18 protein-coding genes are annotated in these 19,442 nt (G+C 64.8%); 7 read left to right on the top strand and 11 right to left on the bottom strand.

The window, feature by feature from the left end:
- On the top strand, window positions 1–510 hold the full coding sequence (locus NKH52_RS13925; protein ID WP_023810828.1) for a flavin reductase: 510 nt from the start codon (window positions 1–3) through the stop codon (window positions 508–510).
- A gap of 75 nt (window positions 511–585) precedes the next feature.
- On the opposite strand, the gene NKH52_RS13920 is transcribed toward NKH52_RS13925, so the two are convergent.
- From NKH52_RS13920 to NKH52_RS13895, 6 genes are all read right to left on the bottom strand, one after another.
- Window positions 586–1,242, bottom strand: coding sequence for a methionine ABC transporter permease (locus NKH52_RS13920; RefSeq protein WP_352730293.1), 657 nt, complete (start codon window positions 1,240–1,242; stop codon window positions 586–588).
- Window positions 1,223–2,320 (bottom strand): methionine ABC transporter ATP-binding protein, encoded by a 1,098-nt coding sequence (locus NKH52_RS13915; protein ID WP_352730291.1) that lies wholly within the window; start codon window positions 2,318–2,320, stop codon window positions 1,223–1,225. Before NKH52_RS13915 ends, NKH52_RS13920 begins: the two co-directional genes overlap by 20 nt.
- A gap of 91 nt (window positions 2,321–2,411) precedes the next feature.
- Window positions 2,412–3,266: a MetQ/NlpA family lipoprotein gene (locus NKH52_RS13910; protein ID WP_352730289.1), complete on the bottom strand. Its 855-nt coding sequence runs from the start codon at window positions 3,264–3,266 to the stop codon at window positions 2,412–2,414.
- 252 nt (window positions 3,267–3,518) lie between these two features.
- On the bottom strand, window positions 3,519–5,006 hold the full coding sequence (locus NKH52_RS13905; protein ID WP_352730287.1) for an aldehyde dehydrogenase: 1,488 nt from the start codon (window positions 5,004–5,006) through the stop codon (window positions 3,519–3,521).
- The gene (locus tag NKH52_RS13900) at window positions 5,003–6,196 is read right to left on the bottom strand and encodes a cytochrome P450 (RefSeq protein WP_352730285.1); all 1,194 of its coding nucleotides are present in this window, start codon (window positions 6,194–6,196) and stop codon (window positions 5,003–5,005) included. Before NKH52_RS13900 ends, NKH52_RS13905 begins: the two co-directional genes overlap by 4 nt.
- Window positions 6,197–6,255: 59 nt before the next feature.
- Window positions 6,256–7,704 carry an APC family permease gene (locus NKH52_RS13895; protein ID WP_352730283.1) on the bottom strand — a complete coding sequence of 483 codons (1,449 nt, stop codon included), beginning with the start codon at window positions 7,702–7,704 and terminating at the stop codon, window positions 6,256–6,258.
- A 172-nt stretch (window positions 7,705–7,876) separates the two neighbouring features.
- On the opposite strand from NKH52_RS13895, the gene NKH52_RS13890 reads away from it, so the two are divergent.
- Genes NKH52_RS13890 through NKH52_RS13865 form a run of 6 tightly spaced genes read left to right on the top strand, consistent with a single transcriptional unit; the run spans window position 7,877 to window position 14,307 of the window.
- Complete coding sequence (locus NKH52_RS13890) at window positions 7,877–8,647, top strand: IclR family transcriptional regulator (protein ID WP_352730281.1); 771 nt, start codon at window positions 7,877–7,879, stop codon at window positions 8,645–8,647.
- Entirely contained in the window at window positions 8,647–9,927 is a 1,281-nt protein-coding gene (locus tag NKH52_RS13885; RefSeq protein ID WP_352730279.1) for a Tm-1-like ATP-binding domain-containing protein, read from the top strand. The genes NKH52_RS13890 and NKH52_RS13885 overlap by 1 nt, the downstream gene beginning before the upstream one ends.
- Complete coding sequence (locus NKH52_RS13880) at window positions 9,924–10,592, top strand: HAD family hydrolase (RefSeq protein ID WP_352730277.1); 669 nt, start codon at window positions 9,924–9,926, stop codon at window positions 10,590–10,592. The genes NKH52_RS13885 and NKH52_RS13880 overlap by 4 nt, the downstream gene beginning before the upstream one ends.
- Before the next feature lie 19 nt (window positions 10,593–10,611).
- Window positions 10,612–11,961 carry an aminotransferase class III-fold pyridoxal phosphate-dependent enzyme gene (locus NKH52_RS13875; protein ID WP_352730275.1) on the top strand — a complete coding sequence of 450 codons (1,350 nt, stop codon included), beginning with the start codon at window positions 10,612–10,614 and terminating at the stop codon, window positions 11,959–11,961.
- Between the two features lie 34 nt (window positions 11,962–11,995).
- Complete coding sequence (locus NKH52_RS13870; protein ID WP_352730273.1) at window positions 11,996–13,288, top strand: aminotransferase class III-fold pyridoxal phosphate-dependent enzyme; 1,293 nt, start codon at window positions 11,996–11,998, stop codon at window positions 13,286–13,288.
- Window positions 13,285–14,307 (top strand): phosphotransferase enzyme family protein, encoded by a 1,023-nt coding sequence (locus NKH52_RS13865; protein WP_352730271.1) that lies wholly within the window; start codon window positions 13,285–13,287, stop codon window positions 14,305–14,307. The genes NKH52_RS13870 and NKH52_RS13865 overlap by 4 nt, the downstream gene beginning before the upstream one ends.
- A 26-nt stretch (window positions 14,308–14,333) precedes the next feature.
- Here NKH52_RS13865 and hpaH read toward each other — a convergent pair whose 3' ends face one another.
- The 5 genes from hpaH to NKH52_RS13840 form a co-directional block, all read right to left on the bottom strand.
- A complete protein-coding gene (gene hpaH / locus NKH52_RS13860; RefSeq protein WP_352730269.1) occupies window positions 14,334–15,140 on the bottom strand; it encodes a 2-oxo-hept-4-ene-1,7-dioate hydratase in 807 nt (268 codons plus the stop codon).
- Complete coding sequence (locus tag NKH52_RS13855; protein WP_352730267.1) at window positions 15,137–16,009, bottom strand: fumarylacetoacetate hydrolase family protein; 873 nt, start codon at window positions 16,007–16,009, stop codon at window positions 15,137–15,139. Before NKH52_RS13855 ends, hpaH begins: the two co-directional genes overlap by 4 nt.
- 317 nt (window positions 16,010–16,326) lie before the next feature.
- A complete protein-coding gene (hpaD, locus tag NKH52_RS13850) occupies window positions 16,327–17,307 on the bottom strand; it encodes a 3,4-dihydroxyphenylacetate 2,3-dioxygenase (RefSeq protein ID WP_352730265.1) in 981 nt (326 codons plus the stop codon).
- Between the two features lie 14 nt (window positions 17,308–17,321).
- The gene (gene hpaE / locus NKH52_RS13845; protein WP_352730263.1) at window positions 17,322–18,839 is read right to left on the bottom strand and encodes a 5-carboxymethyl-2-hydroxymuconate semialdehyde dehydrogenase; all 1,518 of its coding nucleotides are present in this window, start codon (window positions 18,837–18,839) and stop codon (window positions 17,322–17,324) included.
- Between the two features lie 11 nt (window positions 18,840–18,850).
- Entirely contained in the window at window positions 18,851–19,237 is a 387-nt protein-coding gene (locus tag NKH52_RS13840; RefSeq protein WP_352730261.1) for a 5-carboxymethyl-2-hydroxymuconate Delta-isomerase, read from the bottom strand.
- Window positions 19,238–19,442 lie beyond the last annotated feature (205 nt).

Here is a 19,442-nt window from a genome sequence, read left to right as displayed (position 1 = left end):
ATGGCCACGCAGATTTCGAAAACCGATTTCCGCGACGCCATGGCGAGGGTCTGCGCGCCGGTCAACATCGTCACCACCGATGGCCCGGCAGGGCGCGGCGGCTTCACCGCCACCGCCATGTGCAGCGTCTCCGACGAGCCGCCGACGCTGCTGGTGTGCATGAACGGGCGCTCGACGCAGGCCGCCATGTTCCTGTCCAACCAGCGCTTCTGCGTCAACGTGCTGACGCATGACCACATGCATCTGGCGGGAAAGTTCGCCGGCGCGACCAGGGACATGGAAGCGCGCTACTCCGCCGCACGCTGGCAGACACTGACCTCCGGTACGCCGGCGCTGTCGGATGCGATCGTCAATTTCGATTGCGAGATCGAGACTGTGCATATCGTCGGCACGCACAATGTCATGATCGGCCGCGTCATCGATGTCCGGCACGGCAGCGGCGGCTCGGCCCTGCTCTATGTCGACCGCAGCTATACGCAGCCGACGCGGCTGGGCAGCTTTGGCGGGTGAAGCCGGGCGTCAGACGGTTTGGTGGCGGGAAGGCCTCCGCCTATCCCGTCCCCGGCCGTGCCATCAGCCAGTCTTTCACCCCCGCCGATCCAGCCTCGCCACCAGCCGGTCTCCCGCCCACTGGATGCCGCAGACCAGGATGATCAGCACGATGACCACCGCGATCATGATGGACGTCTCAAATCGTTGATAGCCGTAGCGGATGGCGAGGTCGCCGAGGCCGCCGGCACCGATGGCGCCGGCCATGGCCGAGGCACCGATCAGCGTCACCAGCGTCACCGTGAAGCCGGCGACAATGCCGGGCAGGGCTTCCGGCACCAGCACCTCGCGGATGATCGTCCAGCGGTTGCCGCCCATGGCGCGCGCCGCCTCGATCAGCCCGCGATCGACTTCGCGCAGCGACACTTCGGCGATGCGCGCATAGTAGGGCGTGGCGGCGATCGACAGCGGCACGATGGCCGCCCATGTGCCGATCGAGGTGCCGACGATCAGCCGCGTCACCGGGATGAGCGCGACCAGAAGGATGATGAAGGGCACCGAACGGAAGCCGTTGATGACGGCGCCGAGCGCCCGGTTCACCCACAGGCTTTCGGCAATCCCGCTGCGTTCGGTGGCGATCAGGGCCAGGCCGAGCGGCAGGCCGAAGACCAGCGAGATGAGGCCGGAGGCGGCCGTCATCAGCACCGTCTCCCAGATCGAACGCAGCAGAAGTTCAAACAGGATCGGCGACATGGCCAAGCACCTCCACCCGCGCCTGGCGGGCCTTCAGGAATGTGATGATGTCAGCGAGATGATTTGCATCGCTGCCGGGAACCGAAAGGAACAGCGTGCCGACGGGCTGCTGCTGGATATGGTCGATGCCGCCATGGACGAGGCGGAAGGCGCGTGGAACAGCAATGGCAAGGTCGGACAGCAATGGGCCGCGTGCCGCATCGCCGGCCACGTCGACGCGCAGGATCGTCTCCGCGCCGGCCCCCGGCAGCAGCCGGGCCGCCAGTTCGGCTGGCAGCTGCGGCCGGATGGCGCCGAGCAGGCTGCGTGTGATGTCCGAGCGCGGGTCGGCGAACACTGACCAGACCGGGCCTTCCTCGACGATGCGCCCGGCGTCGATCACCGCCACGCGGTCGGCGATCGAGCGGATCACCTCCATCTCGTGGGTGATCAGCAGGATGGTCAGGCCGAGCTGCCGGTTGATATCCCTGAGCAGCGCGAGGATCGACCGCGTCGTCTCCGGGTCGAGCGCCGAGGTGGCTTCATCCGACAAAAGCAGCGCCGGGCGCGCGGCAAGCGCCCTGGCGATGCCGACGCGCTGCTTCTGGCCACCCGACAGCGACGCCGGATAGGCTTTTGCTTTCTCCGACAGGCCGACGAGATCGAGCAGTTCGGCGGCGCGTCGCAGTCGTTCGGCTTTCGGGCGCCCCTCGATCTTGAGCGGTAGCGCCACATTGTCCTCGACGGTCTTGGCCGACAGCAGGTTGAAATGCTGGAAGATCATGCCGATGCGTCGCCGCAACGGCTGCAGGTCGCGCTCGCCTAGCCGGCTGATCTCGCGGCCCTCGATGAACACCTCGCCGGAGTCAGGCCGTTCCAACCCGTTCAGGCAGCGGATCAACGTCGATTTGCCGGCGCCGCTGCGACCGATGATGCCGAGGATCTCGCCCTTGCGCACGGTCAGCGAGATGCCATCGAGCGCTGCAGTGACGCCGAAGCGGCGCTTCAGGTCGACAAGGCGCACGACGTCCTGAGACGCGTCGGGCCGGGCATGCGTCGGATCGGTGGTGTCCCCGGATGCCGTGATATGCTGGTTCATGAATGTTCCTGTTCCCGAAAACGCAATCGCGGCCCGCGCCTGAGCGCGGACCGCTGTTGCTCTCGAACCGGGCGTCCGGTCGACGATCGGATCAATAGGCGCTGAGGCCGGTGCCCTTGTAGACCTTGTCGAACTCGGCCTTCACCGCCTCGTTCTGATAGGAGGCGACCAGCGTCTTCACCCAGGCCTCGTTCTCGTTGCCGGTCTTCACCGCGATGAAGTTGCGGTAGGGATTGTCGGCGATGGGCTCCTGCGCGATGCGGTTTTCCGGCGTCAGGCCGCTTTTCAGCGCCCAGTCCGTGTTGACCACGGCCGCGTCGAGATCCTCGACCGAGCGGCCGACGATGCCGGCGTCGAGTTCCTTGATCACCACCTTCTTGGCATTCTCTGCGATGTCGGCGGTGGTGGCCAGAATGCCGGTGCCGTCCTTCAGCTTGATCACGCCCTCATTCTCCAGCACGCGTAGCGCCCGGCCTTCGTTGGAGGGGTCGTTCGGCACGCCGATGACCGCGCCCTCGGGCAGGTCGGCGACCTTGGTGAACTTCTTCGAATAGAGGCCGATCGGCCAGACGCCGGTGTAGCCGACGCGGACGATGTGGTAGCCTTGCGTCTTGATCTGGTTGTCGAGATAGGGCTGGTGCTGGAAGGCGTTGGCGTCGATCTCGCCGCGCTCCAGCGCCTCGTTGGGCTGGGTGTAGTCGTTGAACACCACGGTCTCGATGGCGAGGCCCTTTTCGGCCGCCTGCGCGACGACGACGCGCCAGACATCCTCGTCCTCGCCGCTGATGATGCCGACCTTGATCGCCTTCTTGTCCTCGGCGAACGATGCGCCGGGCGCCATCAGGCTGCCAATCGCGACGGCCGATGCGAACAGCAGAGCCAAGCCGCTGCGCCGGTTGATGGTTGACCCTAAGGAAGATGGCAAAGTGTTCTTGAAGTCGGACATGATTGATCTCTGCGGTTGTGAAGTCATGGCAGCAAGGCGGATTGCCTAGCCTTGGTTACATCCTCAGAAATTCTATCAAGTTTATCAAAGAACGCCTTTCGCCGTTCTCGCCAAAGCCGGGAATATTCTCTCAAAATTTTCGGGTGAGGGAGAATGAGACGCCATTGAATCGATCGCCGCGGGCTACGATGGGATCCGCTGGGCTTCGAAAGCAAGATCGGACCCTCGGAAAAACCGGCGCAGACGCCAGGCTCAAAGCGCGATCCACGCCGTCTTCAGTTCCAAATATTTCTCCAGCGCGTGCAGCGACTTGTCGCGGCCGAAACCGGACTGCTTGACGCCGCCGAGCGGCACGGTGATGTCGGCGCCGCCATAGGTGTTGACGTGGACGACGCCGGCATTGATGGCGCGCACCATGCGATGCGCGGTGGAGAGGTTGGCGGTCCACACCGCGGAGGCAAGCCCGTAGACGGTCGAATTGGCAAGCCGAACCGCCTCCTCCTCGGTTTCGAAGCGCATGACGCCGAGTACGGGCCCGAACACCTCCTCACGCGCAAGCTGCATGTCTTGCGTGACGTTCTCGAAGATCGTCGGCGCCATGTAACTGCCGCGGGTCTCGGTCAGTATCCGTTCGCCGCCGGTGACCAGACGGGCACCTTCTTCCGTGGCCCTGGCGACGAAACCGAGGTTCTTGTCCAGCTGTTCGGCGCTCGACACCGCACCGATGTCGCTGGAGAGATCGAGCGGGTCGCCGACTTTCAGCCGGGTCGTTGCCTGGAGAAGCTCGTCCATGAAACGGTCATAGACCGACGCCTGGACGAGCAGGCGCGAGCCGGCGACGCAGACCTGGCCGGAATTGCGAAAAATGCCGTTGGCCGAGACGCCCGCCGCCTGTTTTAGGTCGGGAGCATCGGCAAAGACGATGTTGGGCGACTTGCCGCCGAGTTCGAGGAAGACGCGTTTCAGGTTGGAGCGAGCGGAATATTCGAGCAGCCGCCGGCCGACCGGGCCGGAACCGGTGAAGGCGATGGCGTCGACATCCATATGCAGGCCGAGCGCCTCGCCGGTAACCGAACCACGGCCGGTGACGACATTGAGCACACCGGCGGGAAGTCCGGCCTCGCTTGCCAGTTCGGCCAGCCGCAGCAGCGTGAGCGAAGCGATTTCCGGGGGCTTGACCACCACGCAATTGCCGGCGGCCAGCGCCGGCGCAATCTTCCAGGCGCCGATCATCAGCGGAAAATTCCACGGCACGATGACGCCGACGACGCCGAGCGGCTCCTTGTGGATCAGTCCCAGAACATTGTCGGCCGTCGGCGCGATCTCGCCATAGACCTTGTCGATCGCCTCGGCATAATAGCGGATGGTGCCTGCCGCCGACAGCGGTTCGGCCTTGTAGGCCATGCCGATCTCGGTACCATTGTCGCGCACGCCGAGCACGGCGAGCTCGTCGGCATGCTTTTCGATCAGCTCGGCGAATTTCGTCAGCACCTTCTTGCGAAAGGCGGGTGCTGAGCGCGACCACGAGCCCTTCTCGAACGCCTTGCGCGCCGACTTGACGGCGCGGTCGATGTCGGCGGCGTTGCCATCGGCGATACTGGCAAACGGGCGGCCATCAACCGGCGACGTCACCGGCAGGGTTTCGCCGCTTGTAGCCTCGGTCTGTGCGCCATCGATGAACAGGCCCCGCGCGCCGATCTCCGTCTTGCGCAGCGTGTCGATGGCATTCTGACTGATCATGGATGACGAACTCCCAGGGACACATGCAATGTGGTTGGCGCGCGGAATTCCCAGCCGCGAAACACCGGTTCCCTGCCGTGCACAAGGCTGAGATCGGGGAAGCGTTGGAGCAACAGCCTTACCGCAAGGCACATCTGCTCGCGTGCGAAAAACCGGCCCGAGCAGAAATGATGGCCGAAGCCGAAGGCGGCATGATTGCCTTCATCGCGGTTGATGTCGAAACTGTCGGGATTAGCAAAGCGGCTCTCGTCGCGGCTTGCCGAAGAGACGAGGGCGGCGACGGCAGCCCCGGCGGGGATCGTCACGCCGCCAAGCTCGACCGCCCGCGTCGTCTGCCGCGTCTGGGTGCCGATCGGCGCCACCCAGCGCAAACCTTCATCGACAGCCTTTGGCACAAAGGTCTCGGGACCGGCGAGCACCTGCCGCAATTGTTCGGGATGCGAAAGCAGGCCGGCCAGGATCGAGCCGGCGCCATGTCCGGGCTCCTGCATGCCGCCGAGCAGGATGACCTTGATGCTCGGCATCAGGAAGCCGATCGGGCGCGCCGTGCCTTCCGGCATGCCGTCATGCAGCATATGCGACAGCGCCGAGTCATCTGGCTGGCGCGCAAGTCTTTCCAGCGTCGGCAGGATGGCGTCGCCAACCTCGGCACTGATTGCGTCGGCGATCCCCTGCCGCTTCGGGTCGTTCTCGAAATTGATGGCGCCCTGGGCAAGGCCGTAGAACCAGCGGCGCAGCGTCGGCATCTCGATGTCGGCAAGGCCGAGCGAGCGCGCCAGGCTGAGCGTCGACACCGGCTCGAAATAGTCGGCCATCAGCTCGGCCGAGCCGCGCTCCGCAATTTGGTCGAGAAAAGGCTCGGCGATCGACCGCACGAGGTCGCCGGCATAGGCGGCGACGGTGCGCGGCCGGTATTTCGGGTCGACGCCCTGGCGCAGTTGCTTGTGCGTCTCGCCATCGGTGGTCAGGATGGTCGGCTTGCCGAAGGAGCGCTCGACCGGAGACGAACCAACGACGGCGGAGAAGATGTCGGGAGACTTGGCGACGCTCTCGACATCTTTCCAGCGGGTGACGAACCACAGATTGACCGCCGGCACGAAGGTGACCGGCGCACTGCGCCTGAGTTCTGCATAGATCGGGTAGGGATCTGCTTCCAATGCCTCGACGGTGATATTTTCGGCAAAGCTCAAGGCCGCCACTCCCCTTTGTGGTGTAAGGGGCGGCGTGGCACGCCGCCCCTTTGCTTTCCTCAATCTTTTAGCGGCTGGCCGAGGTTTTTGAACGCGACCGGATCGCGGCTCTTCAGCGCGCTGGCCAGCAGCAGGCCGATGATCGCGGCGATCAGCACCAGCCCCGGCAGGAACACGCCCAGGAAACCGCTGGCCCCGGACAGGCTGCCGAAATTGATGACGATCAAATAGATGATGATGACGAAGGCGATGAAGGTCAGCCCGGGCAGGATGGTGGTCTTCATCGCGTTCTCCTGCGTCGATGGATTGGCGCGGAAGAACATCACTACGGCAAGCGAGGCCACCGCCATCATCACGATGACGCCGAGCGTCGCGACATTGGTCAGCCACGAAAACAGCGCCAGCACCGGATCGAGGCCGAGCACGGCGAACAGGCCGACGACGACCGCGGCGAGCACGCTCTGGATGACCGAGGCGACATGCGGGCTCTGGTGCTCCGCATGCGTCACGCCGATCGTCTGCGGCAACAGCTTCTCGCGGCCCGAGACATAAATGTAGCGGGCAACCGCATTGTGGAACGCCAGCACGCCGGCAAACAGGCTCGACACGAACAGGATGCTCATCGCCTGCGACAGCATCGTGCCGGCGTAACGATCCGACAGGCCGAACAGGAAGGTCGTCGGATCCTGCAGCCCTTGCAGCGTCGGCAGCAATTTGTCGACACCGGCGCCGACCGCCATCAGCCATGCCGTGAGCATGTAGAAGACGCCGATCAGCACGACCGAGAAATAGGTGGCGCGCGGAATGGTGATCTTTGGATCGCGTGCCTCCTCGGCATAGATCGTCGTCGCCTCGAAACCGATGAAGGCGGCAAAGCAGAACAGGATGGCGATGGCCGGCGAGCCGCTGACGATCTGGCTCCAGCTGAATGGCGCCGCCGACAGGCCGCTATCGCCGCCGGTCTTGAGGATGGCGATGTCGAGGACCAGCACCACAAGATATTCGCACAGCACCAGCACCGTCAGGATCTTGGCGGAGAGGTCGACCTGCCGGTAGCCGAGCACGGCGACCAGCGCGATGGCGATGAAGCTCCAAACCCACCAGGGCAAATTGATGCCCCAGCCGGCGAACAGGCCTGATGTCGCGGCACCGAGCAGGCCCATGACCCCGATCTGCATGGCATTGTAGGACAGGATGGCGATCAGCGCCGTGGCACCGCCGGCCATGCTGCCGAGGCCGCGCGCGGCATAGGCATAGAAGGCGCCGGCATTGCCGACATGGCGTGACATGGCGACATAGCCGACCGCGAACAAAAGCAGCAGCACCGTCACGATCAGATAGGTGCCGGCAAAGCCGGCGCCATTGCCCATCAGCATGCCGAGCGGCGTGCCGCCGGCGACTGCCGTGAGCGGGGCGGCCGCCGAAATCACCATGAAGGTGATGGCGCCGACGCCAAGACTGTTCTTGCGCAGCCTGTTGGCCGGCGCCTGTTCTGCAACTGCTGTCATTGATCCCTCCTTTTGCAAACCCTCAGGCTCGCCGGCCGAATGGCCTGTCCCATGCACTCTGGTGATCGGTTCATTATTTGAACCGTTATTTTGAATATAGACTTGCAAACAATGCCGATGCCTGTCAAGTTAATTCACACGTTAAATGATTGCCCGGAACCGGGAGGCAAATTTGAGTACGGTCGGAAAAGCGATCTCGCTTCTGGAGCTGTTCAGCGTCGACGAGCCCGAGCTCGGCCTGTCCGATCTGGCGCGCCGCTCGGGCTTCGACAAGGCGACGACACGGCGGCTGCTGGTTGCGCTGGCCGGCCATGGTTTTGTCGAGCAGGATATCGGCACGCGGCACTATCGCCTCGGCGCCGGCCTGTCGCGGCTGGCGCGCATCCGCGAAGCGCGCTTTCCCTTCCTGCAGACAGCTGTTCCGCTGGTGCGGGACCTGGCAGCATCGACGGCCGAGACCGTGCATTTGTCGGAATTCGGCGTCGACAGGCTGGTCACCGTCCATGTCGAGCATCCGGCATGGGCGAACCGGGTCAACATCGACATCGGTCAGTTGCTGCCCCTGCATTCGACCGCGTCGGGCATCGCCTATCTGGCCTTTGCACGCGACGAGGCCGTCAAGGCGTGCCTGACGGGTTCGCTCGACGCGTTCACGACCCATACGCTGATCGAGCCGGCCGCCATCTCCAGATCCACGGGCGAGGCGCGCGAGCGCGGCTATTCGATCTGCGACCAGGGCTATGAGGAAGGTGTGATCAGCGTCGCGGCGGCAATCCGCGGGGCGGATGGCTTTGCGCTCGGCACCATCGCGGTGGCGGCGCCAAAGGCCAGAACGACGGCAGCCGCGATCACGGAGCGGGGACTTGCCGTGAGGGAGGCGGCACGGGAGATTTCCATGCGCCTCAACGGCGAAAACCTGCAAATCTTGAGGAGGCAGGCCTGATGCCCTCGGAGACAGCGCCCCGCATCCTGGTCATCGGCACCGGCGACACAAAGGCCGAAGAGCTGCTGTTCATGAGAGAGTGCATCGAGGCGTCGGGCGGCAGCGCCGTGATGATGGATGTCAGCGTGCTGGGCGACCCGCCCTACAGCCCGGATCACGACAAGCATGCCGTGGCGCGGGCGGTGGATGTGACGATCGCCGAGATCGTTTCGAGCGGTGACGAGAACACGGCCATGACGCTGATGGCCGGCGGCGCCGTGCAACTGGTGCGCAAGCTCCATCAAAGTGGCGAGATCGACGCCTTCATTGCCATAGGCGGCTCCATGGGAACCGATCTGGCGCTCGACGTGGCGCTTTGCCTGCCGCTCGGCGTGCCGAAATTCGTCGTCTCGACCATCGCCTATTCTCACCTCATCCCGCCAGAGCGCGTCGCCCCCGACCTGATGATGATCCTCTGGGCGGGCGGACTGTACGGCCTCAACAACATCTGCAAGCTGGTCCTGTCGCAGGCCTGCGGTGCGGTCGTCGGCGCGGCTAAAATCGTACTGGCGTCTCGCGCGTCGGCGCAGGCACCGGGGCCGACCATCGGCATGACCTCGCTCGGCAGCAGCTGCCTGCGCTACATGAAGACGCTGAAGCCGGCCCTGGAACGGCGCGGCTATGACGTTGCCGTCTTCCACACCACCGGAATGGGCGGCCGCGCCTTCGAATCGATCGCCGGCCAAGATCATTTCTGCGCGGTCTTCGACTTCAGCCTGCAGGAAATCACCAATCATCTCGCGGGATCCGTCGTCAGTTCCGGCGCCGACCGGCTGGAAAATGCCGGCGCTCGCGGCATTCCGCAGATCGCCGCACCCGGCGCGGTGGATATGGTCGACCTGCCGACCTGGCAGGATTTGCCGGCTAGATTCTCGACGCGGCCGTTTCATGCCCACAACAGGCTGATTGCTTCGGTCACTGTCGATGCCGACGATCGCCGCCAGGTCGCCAGGACCATCGCCGCCAAGCTCGGTGCCGCGAAAGGCCGCTCCGCCTTCATCCTGCCAACCGGAGGCATCCAGGAATGGGATACGCAGGGCGAGCCGCTCTATGAGCCCGAAGCCCTGGCCGCCTTCTCCGAGGAAATGCGCAGGGCGATTCCCGTGGGGGTCGAGTTCCACGAGATCGACGCCCACATCAACAGCGACGACTTCGTCGGCAAGGCGCTCGAAATCTTCGACCGCTGGGTCGAGGAAGGCATCGTCCCGCGCGGCAAGCCGGCCAAGGGAGTGGCCGCGTGAGTGCTGTTCCCGCCCAGGCGCTTGTCCTCGATTTCGGCGGCGTCGTCACCCGCACACTGTTCGAGACCCACGCCTTGACCGAACAGGCGCTCGGCCTTGCGCCTGGAACGCTGCAATGGCGCGGGCCGTTCGATCCTGACAGCGATCCGCTGTGGCGCGCGATGCAAGCCGACGAGATCAGCGAGCGCGACTACTGGCGCTCCCGCACCAGTGAGGTCGGTCAGCTCATCGGCGAGGACTGGCAGGCGATGGAAACCTTCGTCCGGCGCGCGCGTGGCGCGGAGCCGGAAAAGGTGGTGCGGCCCGAAGCTGACAGCGCCATTCGCACGGTGCATGCGGCCGGCTTTCGGCTGGCCATCCTGTCCAATGAACTCGACCTGTTCTACGGGGCCGACTTCCGCCAGCGGCTGCCGTTGCTCGGCTTCTTCGATGTGATCACCGACGCCACTTACACCGGCATCCTCAAGCCCGATCCGCGCGCCTATGCCTTCGTCACCGAGGCGCTCGGCCTGCCGGCCGGCGCCTGCGTCCTCGTCGACGACCAGCGGCGCAATGTCGATGGCGGCTGTGCTGCCGGCATGCGCACGGTTCATTTCGACGTTGCTCACCCGGCCCAATCCTATGCCGAAGCACTCGGCCATTTCGACCTCGTTTCAGCAGCCTGAGATTTTGCGGAGCCCTTTCATGCGCGACATCAATTTCCTCACCGAGACCAACGCCAAGCCGATCTGGCACCCAATGGCGCATCCGGCCGAGATGCGGGCCAACCCGCCAAAGGTGATCATGAAGGGCGAGGGCGTGATGGTCACCGACATCGCCGGCAACACCGTGCTCGATGCCGTCGGCGGGTTGTGGAACGTCAATCTCGGCTACAGCTGCGCCCCGATCAAGAAGGCGATCGCCGACCAGCTTGGCGCGCTGCCCTATTATTCCGGTTTTCGGGGCACCTCGACCGGGCCGTCGATCGAACTCGCCTACGAACTCGCTGAATGGTTCGAGCCTGAAGGCATGGTGCGGACCTTCTTCACCTCGGGCGGCTCGGATTCGGTCGAAACGGCACTTCGGCTGGCCAGGCAATATTGGAAGATCCGCGGCCAGGCCGACCGCACCAAGTTCCTGGCGCTGAAGAAGGGCTACCACGGCACGCATTTCGGTGGCGCCTCGGTCAACGGCAACGCCAATTTCCGCCGCAACTACGAGCCGCTGCTGCCCGGCGTCTTCCACATTCCCGCGCCTTGGACCTTCCGCAACCCGTTCGATGAGACCGACCCAGTGCGGCTGGCAAAACTCTGCGCCAGGGCGCTGGAGGACGAGATCGCCTTCCAGGGCGGCGACACCATCGCCGCTTTCATCATGGAGCCGGTTCTCGGCGCCGGCGGCGTCATCGTTCCGCATGAGAGCTTCATGCCGCTGGTGCGCGAAATCTGCGACCGCCACGAGATCCTGCTGATCGCCGACGAGGTGGTGACGGGCTTCGGCCGCACCGGCGCATGGTCGGGTTCGCGTCTGTCCGGCGTGAAGCCGGACTTCATGACCATCGCCAAGGCGATCACGTCAGGTTATTTCCCGCTCGGCGCGACCTTGATCGGCGGAAAAGTCGCCGATGTCTTCGAGGCCGACAAGACCAGTTTTGGTGCGATCGGCCACGGCTATACCTATTCCGGCCACCCGGTCGGCTGCGCCGCAGGGCTGGCGGCGCTTGCCGAGACCAAGCGGCTTCGCCTGAACGAGAACGCGGCCGCGCGTGGCATCGAACTCGCGGCCGTGCTGGAGGGGCTGAAGGCCAGGCATGCGATCGTCGGCGATGTCAGGTACAAGGGGTTGATGGCGGCGCTGGAGCTGGTCTCGGACCGCACGACGAAAAAGCCGGCCGACAAGAAGACCATGGCCGTGGTTTCGGAGGCCGCCTATGAGGCCGGCGTCATGCTGCGCGTGTCGGGCAACGCCATCATCCTGTCGCCGCCGCTCATCATCACCGCCGCCGACGTGACGAAGATCGGCGAAGCGCTGGATGCCGGCCTGTCGAAGGTCTGACGATTAGCTGGACACAACGGAGTTTCAAGACGCAATGAGTCAATCGCAAGAAGCACTGGTTAGCCGGCGTTCCCGCCTGCTTGGCGCGAAATCGCAATTGTTCTACGACGAGCCCGTGCATCTGGTGCGCGGCGAAGGCGTCTGGCTCTACGATGCCGACGGCCGCAAATATCTGGACGCCTACAACAATGTCGCGCATGTCGGCCACTGCCACCCGCATGTGGGCGAGGCCTTGTGCCGGCAGGCAAGCCTGCTCAACACCCACGCGCGCTACCTGCACACCGCCATCCTCGACTATGTCGAGCGGCTGACCGCGACCTTCGATGCCAGCCTGTCGACCGCCATCCTGACCTGCACCGGCAGCGAGGCCAACGACATCGCGCTGCGCATGGCGCAGGCCGCAACCGGCCGCATGGGCATCATCGCCACCGACGCCACCTACCATGGCAACACCACGGCGGTTTCGCAGCTCAGCACCCGCATGCCGCCGGTCGGCGGCCGCGCCCGCAATGTCAGGCTGGTGCCGGCGCCCGACAGCTACCGCCATCCGGATGCGATGGCCAACGGCAAAGCCTTTGGCGACGCGGTGCGCGAAGCCATCGCCTCGCTGGAAGAGGACGGCATCGGCCTGTCCGGCATCATCCTCTGCCCGCTGCTCGCCAATGAAGGCTTTCCGACGCTACCCAGCGGCTTCTTCGACGATGCCATGCGCGCGGTGCGCGACGCCGGAGGGCTGGTCATCGCCGACGAGGTGCAGCCCGGTTTCGGCCGAACCGGCAGCCATTTCTGGGGCCACCAGCGCGCCGGCTTCGTTCCCGACATCGTCACCATGGGCAAGCCGATGGGCAACGGCCATCCGGTCGCCGCCGTGGTCACCACTGGGGAGATCCTGGCGACCTTCCGCAACGCTTTCCGTTACTTCAACACCTTTGGCGGCAATCCGGTTTCCTGCGCGGTGGCCAATGCCGTCCTCGACGTCATCGAGCAGGAAGATCTCGTCGCCAACGCACGCGATGTCGGCGCCTATGCGCTCGGTCTGCTGCGCCCGCTGGCCGAGCGCCATGAATGCATCGGCGAGGTCAGGGGCGCCGGCCTGTTCTTCGGCGCCGAACTGGTTCACGACCGCGAGACGCGCGAGCCGGCGCCCGACATTGCCGAGCAGGTCGCCAACCGCATGCGCCACCGCGGCGTGCTGATGGGCAAGACCGGCATCTACGGCAATGTGCTGAAGATCCGCCCGCCAATGCCGTTCTCGCGCGACAATGCCGACGCAATGATCGGCGTCCTCGACGAGGTGCTGGGTGAAGTCGGCGGAGTGAAGGCGTGAACGCTGTTTCCGCGCAATCCGGGCCCGAGACGGCAGCGGACGTCACGGCGCTCGCCAGGCGTGCGCTCGCCCATTGGGGTATCCGTGATTGTGAGCCGGAGCTGCTGAAATTCCGCGAGAACGCGGTCTTCCGCATCCGCTTATCCAACGGCCAGCCGGCCGCCATGCGCATTCATCGGCTTGGCTATCACACGGATGCCGCCCTGCGCTCGGAACTGCAATGGATGGGCTTTCTGCAATCGGCCGGCGTCGCCACACCCTCGCCGGTCGCCACGCCGGCCGGCGATCTGTTCGTGCTTGTCAGCGAGAACGCCTCAGTGCAACCCCGTCAAGTCGATTGCTTGAGCTGGCTGGAAGGCCGCGCCGTCGGCGCGCGAGGCGTGCCGCTGGATTTTACGCCCGAGCAGGCAAGACAGGTCTTTACCGCGATGGGGCGAACCATCGCCCACATGCACAATGTCACGTCTGCCTGGACGCCGCCCGCCGGCTTTGCCCGCCATGCCTGGGATTTCGACGGCTTCTTCGGTGCGAACCCGATTTGGGGCCGTTTCGAGACCTCGCCCTTCCTCGACGGCCCTCGTCGCGAGCTGGTTTTCCAGGCGCGGGAAAAGGCCGTGGAGGCGCTGTCGGAGCATGAACGCAGCGCCCGCAATTTCGGCATCATCCACGCCGACCTGGTGCGCGAGAATGTGCTCGTCCATGACGGCGCGATCCGCATCATCGACTTCGACGATTGCGGCCATGGCTGGCACATGTACGACCTTGCCGTCGCGCTGTACCAGAACCGCGAGGAGGCGATCTATCCGCTGATCGAGGCCGCTCTGCTCGACGGCTATCGGCAGGAGCGGGAGCTGACGGCGCGCGACATCGCCGCGCTGCCGCTGTTTTCGGCCTTGCGCGCCTTCGCCTTTCTTGGCTGGGTGCAGAGCCGCGTCGAAGGCGACATCACCAGGGATGTCGGCATGCGCATGTCGGCCATCGCGGCCGATGTGGTGATTGCCTATCTGCGTGGGGAATAGGCCGATCGACAAGAACTGGCGGGTCATCAGCCCTTCGCGAAATGGATGCTGACCGTGCCCGAACTGCCGAAATCGGCGACGATGGTGTCGCCGGGACGCGCCTCGACCGGGCGCACGAACGATCCTGACAGCACCACCTCGCCGGCCGCGATCGACATGCCGTAGCGGGCGAGCCGATCCGCCAGCCAGGCGATGCCCATCGCCGGATGGTTGAGCACGCCGGCGCCGAGCCCGGTTTCCTCGACCTCGGCGTTGCGCGAGACGATGGCGCCGATCCAGCGCATGTCGGCCTCATCAGGACGTTGCGGCCGGCCGCCGATGACAATGCCGGCATTGGCGGCATTGTCGGAAATCGTGTCGAAGAAGGTGCGTGCCTTCTTCGTCTCGGCATTGACGCGCTCGATGCGCGTATCAAGGACTTCCAGCGCCGGCGTGATGTAGTCGGTTGCGTGGAGCACGTCGGAGATGGTCACGCCGGGGCCTTTCAGCGGCGCCTTCATGACGAAGGCGATCTCGGCCTCGACGCGCGGCTGGATGAAGCGGCCGGCCGGCACCGTCGCGCCGTCATGGAAGAACATGTCGTCGAACAGCACGCCCGAATCCGGCGTGTCGATGGCAAGCGCGTACTGCATTGCCTTCGATGTCAGCCCGATCTTCCAGCCCTTCGGCTTCAGCCCGGCATCGATCTTGCGCGCCACCAGCGCCGCTTGCACGCGGTAGGCGTCCTCCATCGTCGCATCGGGAAAATCGAGGCTGAGCAGACGGATCTGGCGGCGCGACCGCTCGGCCTCGAACAGCCATGCCGCGGCGTCTTCCACTTGCTCCGGGGTCATTGCGCTGCCTCGTCGACGACACCGTTTCTGAGCACGCCGATGCCATCGGCCTCCACCTCGATCACATCGCCGGGCTTCAGCCAGATCGGCGGATCGAAGCGGGCGCCGGCACCCGTCGGCGTGCCGGTGACGATGATATCGCCCGGCACCAGCGTCGTGAAGGTCGAGATGTAGTTGATGATCTTGCGGAACGGGAAGATCATCCGGCTGGTGCGGTCCTGCTGGCGCAGCTCGCCATTGACGCGGGTGGTCAGCGCGATGTCGGCGATCTGCGCCTTGTCGGTGAACGGCACCAGCCAGGGGCCGATCGAACCCGTGCGGTCGAAATTCTTGCCTTGCGTGACGTTGAACTTGGCATGCCGTACCCAGTCGCGGATGGTGCCCTCGTTGCACAGCGACAGCGCCGCAATATGGCCGAGCGCGTCGGCTTCCGCGATGCGCCGGCCTGCCTTGCCGATGACGATGACGATTTCGCCCTCATAGTCGAGCTGGGGTGATTCCGGCGGCCGCACCAGCGGCGCGCCATGGCCGACGAATGAACGGGGAAAGCGGATGAACAGCGACGGGTTGGAGGGCGCAGCCTGGCCGTCCTTGTACTCCTCGTTGCGGTCGGGGTAGTTGACGCCGACGCAGATGATCTTTTCAGGCGAAGGTATCGGGATTTCATAGGCGATGGCGTCGAGTGGGAAGTCCGGGGCGAAGGCCTCGGCCTCTTCCGCCAGCCGCCGCAAGGCGCCGGCCTCGATCACTTCGCGCAGCGTCGGCCACTGGCCGTGGCGCGCCGACAGATCGACGACGCCCTTGCTCGTGATCGCGCCATAGCGCGCCTTGCCGTCGACGGTGAAGGTGGCGAGCCGTGCGGGGGTCATGTTGCGGCTCCGGCGATGGTGAATATGGCCGAGGATGGCGCTCTACGGCGCCCCCCTCTGTCCTGCCGGACATCTCCTCCTCTTGGGGGGAGATTGGATATCGTCTCTGCCTTCGCCAATTTCCAGCGTTGCGAGAAGGACGCGGGCCGCGAGGCCAGCCAATCTCCCCCCTTGAGGGGGGTGAGGAGTGGTCCGCGTAGCGGACGGGAAGCCAATTGCTTGGCTTTCCGAACGACGAACGCCCGAAGCGGCAGCGAAGGGCCAGGTCCGGCAGGACAGAGGGGGGCGCCAAGGAACGCTGACATCTCCAAAATCCGCTACGGCGCAATGATCGGCGATGCCGTCAAATCCGGCTGACGCACCGCAGCCCCGGCAAATACACTGCCCTCCTCGAACCAGCTTTTCGGCGCCGGCGCGCCCCACAGCGTCTGGCGCTGCGGGTCCTTGAGGTCCCATTTGATCGGCTCGAGGTCCGGATCGACCGTCTGGTAGTCCGAACAGTAGATCTCGATGCGGTGGTTGTCCGGGTCTCTGACATAGAGGAAGAAGGCATTGGAAATGCCGTGCCGGCCGGGGCCGCGTTCGATGTTCGGCAAATAGCCCGTCGTTGCCATCAGATCGAGCAGGTCGATGATGTTGAGCGGCGTCGGCACCCAGAAGGCGACGTGATGCAGGCGCGGGCCGATGCCGTTGGTGAAGGCGATGTCGTGCACGCCGCCCTTGCGGTGTGTCCACGCCGCCCACAGTCTTCCGCTGCTGGCGTCCTCGGTGTATTCGGTGACGCGGAAGCCGAGTTCGTTGTAGAAGGCGACGGACTCGTCGACATTGGGCGAGAAGCAGTTGAAGTGGTCGATGCGCAGCGGCTTGACGCCCTTGTACAGCGCGTATTTCTGGTGGATCGGCGGCAGCCGCTCCATCTCAGCGTAGAATTCGAGCGGTATGCCGTGCGGATCGCGGGTGCGGAAGGTGCGCGACTGGTAAGGTCGCTCGACCCACTCCACCGGCAGGCCTTTACCCCTAAAGAAATGCTCGGCCTTGTCGAGATCCTCGTCCGAGAAGACCTTGAAGCCGAGGTCGCGCGCTTCGGCCGTGCCCGCCTTCTTCAGCACGATGCAATGGTGCCCGCGCTCCTCCAGCGCCCTGAGATAGATGGTGTCCGACGTCTCGTCGGTGACCTGCAGGCCGAGCGTGTCGACATAGAAGGCGCGGGACTTGGCGAGGTCGGTGACGGCCAGCTCGACATGGCTGAGGCGCACGATGTTGAAGGCGGGGTAGAGATTGGGCTTGGGCAAGGGCATCTGATTTCCTCCGGTCAGCCGCCGAGTTTCTGGATCGCGTGCGCGGTCGTCGCGAAGGCTACGTTCTTCGTCTCCATGTAGAAATCGAAGGAATGGTCCCCGCCGTCGCGGCCGATGCCGGAACTCTTGACGCCGCCGAACGGTGTCGGCAAATGGCGCACATTCTCCGAGTTGACCCAGATCATGCCGGCGTCCAGCGCGTCGGTGAAGCGGAAGGCGCGGGTGACGTCGGACGTCCAGAGATAACCGGTCAGACCGTATTGGGTGTCGTTGGCCAGCGCGAGCGCTTCAGCCTCGTCCTTGAAGGGAATAGCGCTCAGCACCGGCCCGAAAATCTCCTCCTGCGCGATACGCATGCCGTTGGAGACGTTGGTGAACAGGGTCGGGCCGACATAACAGCCGCCGCCCGGCCCATCGACCTTGCCGCCGCCGACGGCGAGCGTGGCCCCCTCCGACCTGCCGATCTCGATATAGGACAGCACCTTCTTTTCATGCACCGGATGGATCAGCGGCCCGACCACCGTTTTCGGATCGAGCGGATGGCCGACGACGATGCGCTTCGCCCTCTCCGCGACTTTGGCGGTGAAGCTCTCATAGACCGAGGCTTCGACCAGCAGCCGCGACGACGAGGTGCAGCGTTCGCCATTCAGCGAATAGATCATGAATACGGCGGCGTCGGCGGCGCGTTCGAGATCGGCGTCGGCAAAGACGATCACCGGGTTCTTGCCGCCAAGCTCGAAATGCACGCGCTTCAGCGTGTCGGCGCCTTGTTTCATGATCATCGAGCCGGTACGGCTTTCGCCGACAAAGCCGATCGCTTTGATGTCGGGATGCTCGGTCAACGCCTTGCCGGCATCTTCACCCAGGCCGTTGACCAGGTTCCAGACACCCTTCGGCAGGCCGGCCTCCTCGGCGATCTCGACGAGCAGGCGGGCGGTCAGCGGCGAAAATTCAGCCGGCTTATGAACCACGGTGCAACCGGCCGCCAGCGCTGGTGCGATCTTCCAGGTCGACAGCATGAACGGTGTGTTCCACGGCGTGATGATGCCGACCGGGCCGATTGGCACCCGCGTGGTGAGGTTGACCTGGCCCGTGGTCCGCAGCGTCTCGCCGTCGCGCGCTTCGGGCGCACGGTCGGCGAAGAAGCGGAAATTCTCGGCACCCCGCAACGCCGCCTTGGCCATAAATTTCAGCGCCTGGCCGGTATCCATGCATTCGACGAAGGCGATCTCCTCGGCACGCGCCTCGATCGCGTCGGCGATTCTGTGCAGCAGCTTCTTGCGTGCCTCGCCAGGCATGGCGGCCCAGGCCGGGAAAGCCGCCTTGGCCGCCTTGGCGGCGCGGTCGATGTCGGCAGCCCCGCCGCGCGCGACGCTTGCCAGCGGCTTCAGGTCGACCGGCGACAGCGTTTCGAACGTCGTGCCGTCGAGCGCCGGCACCGCCTCGCCGCCGATCTGGTTCAACACGCCATCGCGCTTGAAGCGGGCCAGATAGGCCTCGGCCTTATTCAGATTGCCTTGCAGGTCGGACATGTCGGGTTCCGTCACTTGCCGCGCAGTCGCGGGTGGATTGCGTTTCTCTTCCAGCTGAGCACCGGGTCGATTTCCCGGATTTCGAGCGACAGGGCGAAATGCGGGGTCTCGAACAGCGTGCCAAGGTATTCGCTCACCGCCGCGAAGACAGCCTCGCCAGTCCGCTTCTTGTCGTCGGCGCTGCGGCCGGTGCCGATGCGAAACGACATGTCGAGAAAGGCGTTTTCCGGCAGCCTGTCGGCCATCGCGTAGACCTCGGCGCGAAACGCCCGCACCCGCACGGCGCCGGTTTCGAACAGCCCGGTGTCCAGCACTGTGCGCAACACCAGAGCGCACAATTCGCCCATATCGACCTTGGCATCGAGATTGGCCGAATACTCGATGGAGAAGTGAGGCACGGCGTTTCGTTCCCTGGATTATTGCCTTGTTGTAGTTAACGCGTTAATTACATGCAGCATGCGCGAAGTCAAGCCTTGCATCGGCCTTGGCGCAACGATACGGGAAGGCGGGAACGGGCCTTGGCAGGCGGATTCGGCCGAGGGAGGGCCTGTTTCGATCGCAAGCGTGGGAGGCTCTTTTCTTGCTGCCGGAAAATACCCGTCG

It is taken from the genome of Mesorhizobium sp. M1066 (genome assembly GCF_040318635.1).
GTDB lineage: Bacteria > Pseudomonadota > Alphaproteobacteria > Rhizobiales > Rhizobiaceae > Mesorhizobium.
The sequence above is the reverse complement of the archived record's forward strand: the minus strand, read 5'-3'. Positions and strand labels throughout refer to the sequence as shown.